At 71.6% G+C, this 2,206-nt stretch carries 2 protein-coding genes; one reads left to right on the top strand and one right to left on the bottom strand.

Annotation, left to right across the window (positions count from 1 at the left end; all coding sequences use genetic code 11):
• The coding region (locus AB0J52_RS37220; protein WP_500187638.1) for a 3-phosphoshikimate 1-carboxyvinyltransferase at positions 1–981 on the bottom strand (981 nt) is incomplete at its 3' end.
• Positions 982–1,157: 176 nt separating this feature from the next.
• Here AB0J52_RS37220 and AB0J52_RS37225 point away from each other — a divergent pair.
• A partial coding sequence (locus AB0J52_RS37225; RefSeq protein WP_500187639.1) for a cytochrome ubiquinol oxidase subunit I occupies positions 1,158–2,206 on the top strand: 1,049 nt, incomplete at its 3' end.

Genomic DNA, 2,206 nt, shown 5'->3' on the forward strand with positions numbered 1-2,206 from the left:
GCGCAGGTCGGCGGTCAGGCCCTGGAAGCCGGAGCCGCCGCGCGCGGTCAGCCCGTCCGGGCCGAGGTCGATCTCGGCGCCCATCTCGGCGAGCAGGGAGCGCAGCGCGTCGCCCGGCTGCGTCGTCGCGGCCGGCCAGCCCGGCACCGTCACCCGGCCGCCGGTCACCAGCGCCGCGCCGAGGAACTGCGCCGCGTTCGACAGGTCGGGCTCGATGTCCCAGTCGCGGCCCTTGAGCCCGCCGGGCGCGACCCGCCAGACGTCGGGCTCGGAGTCGTCCACGGTGGCCCCGGCCTCGCGCAGCATGGCGACGGTCATCGCCAGGTGCGGCGCGGACGGCACGGGCGGCCCCTCGTGCCGCACCTCCAGGCCGTTGTCGAACCGCGGGGCGGACAGCAGCAGACCCGAGATGAGCTGGGATGACGCCGACGCGTCCAGGGTGACCGTGCCGCCGCGCAGGCCGCCCCTCCCGCGCACGGTGAACGGCAGCGCGCCGCGCCCGCCGTCGTCGATCTCCGCGCCGAGGGCGCGCAGCGCGTCCAGGATGGGGCCCATCGGGCGCCTGCGGGCGTACGGGTCGCCGTCGATCGAGACGTCGCCGTCGGCGAGCGCCGCGACGGGCGGCAGGAACCGCATGACCGTCCCGGCGAGGCCCACGTCGATCTCGGCCGGGCCGCGCAGCCGCTCGCCGGGGTCGACCAGCCAGCCGCGCACCTCCTCGGCGGCGCCCGCCGCGTCGGCCTCCGGGCCCGCCGCGTCCACCTCGAGGACGTCCGCGCCGAGCGAGCGCAGGGCGTGCGCCATGAGCCGGGTGTCGCGGCTGGCCAGCGGGCGCCCGATCCGGGACGAGCCGGAGGCGGTCGCGGCGAGGATCAGCGCCCGGTTCGTCATCGACTTGGAGCCGGGCAGCGGGACCACGGCGTCCACCGGGCCCCGGGCCACGGGCGCGGCCCAGTCGCGTCCGGGTTGAGAGAGCGGCATGCGTCCAGGCTATCGGGCCAGGCCCGGGAGGGCCCGCCCCGAACCCGGCTCGGTCAAGAACTCGCCAAATCGGCGGCAAGCGACCGGAGTCACAGTCCGATTCGCCCGGGTCGGTGCGGTCAAGTTCTACGCTGTGTAGTAGATCTACGCTCTGTAGTAGATCGAGGAGGCAAGGCGTGGACGAGTTGCTTCTCGCGAGGTGGCAGTTCGGTGTGACCACCGTGTACCACTTCCTGTTCGTGCCGGTCACGATCGGCATGTCGCTGCTGGTGGCGATCCTGCAGACCGCGTGGATGCGCACCGGGAGCGAGCGGTACCTGAAGGCCACGAAGTTCTGGGGGAAGCTGTTCCTCATCAACTTCGGCATGGGCCTGGTGACCGGGATCGTGCAGGAGTTCCAGTTCGGTATGAACTGGTCGGACTACTCCAGGTTCGTCGGCGACATCTTCGGGGCGCCGCTGGCGATCGAGGCGCTGCTGGCGTTCTTCCTGGAGTCGACGTTCCTGGGACTGTGGATCTTCGGCTGGGACCGATTGCCGCGGATCCTGCACCTGGCGTGCATCTGGATCGTGGCCATCGGCACGATGCTGTCGGCCTACTTCATCCTGATCGCCAACTCGTTCATGCAGCATCCGGTCGGCTACCGGTTCGACAGCGTGCGGAACCGGGCCGAGCTGACCGACTTCTGGGCGGTGCTGACCAACAAGGTCTCCCTGGCGACGTTCCCCCACACGATCTTCGGCTGCTGGGTCACCGCCGGAGTGCTGATCTCCGGCATCGCGGCCTGGCACCTGGCGCGCAAGCGCAACGTCGAGGTCATGCGGACCTCGTTCCGGCTCGGGCTCGTCGCCACCCTCGTCGGGTTCATCGGCGTCGGCATCTCCGGCGACTTCCTCGGCAAGGTCATGACCGAGACCCAGCCGATGAAGATGGCCGCCGCCGAGGCGCTCTACCACGACGAGAAGCCCGCGTCGTTCTCCGTCCTCACCATCGGCACCCTGGACGGCTCGCGCCCGCTCTTCCAGGTCCAGGTCCCGCACCTGCTGTCCTTCCTCGGCACCGGGAGCTGGGACGGCGAGGTCAAGGGCATCAACGACCTGAACGCCGAGTACCAGCAGCTCTACGGGCCGGGCGACTACCGGCCGATCATCCCCGTCGCCTACTGGGGCTTCCGGGTCATGATCGGCGCGGGCGGGCTGGCGGCGGCGATCGCGCTCGCCGGGCT

The organism is Spirillospora sp. NPDC049652 (genome assembly GCF_040675125.1).
Lineage (GTDB): Bacteria > Actinomycetota > Actinomycetes > Streptosporangiales > Streptosporangiaceae > Spirillospora.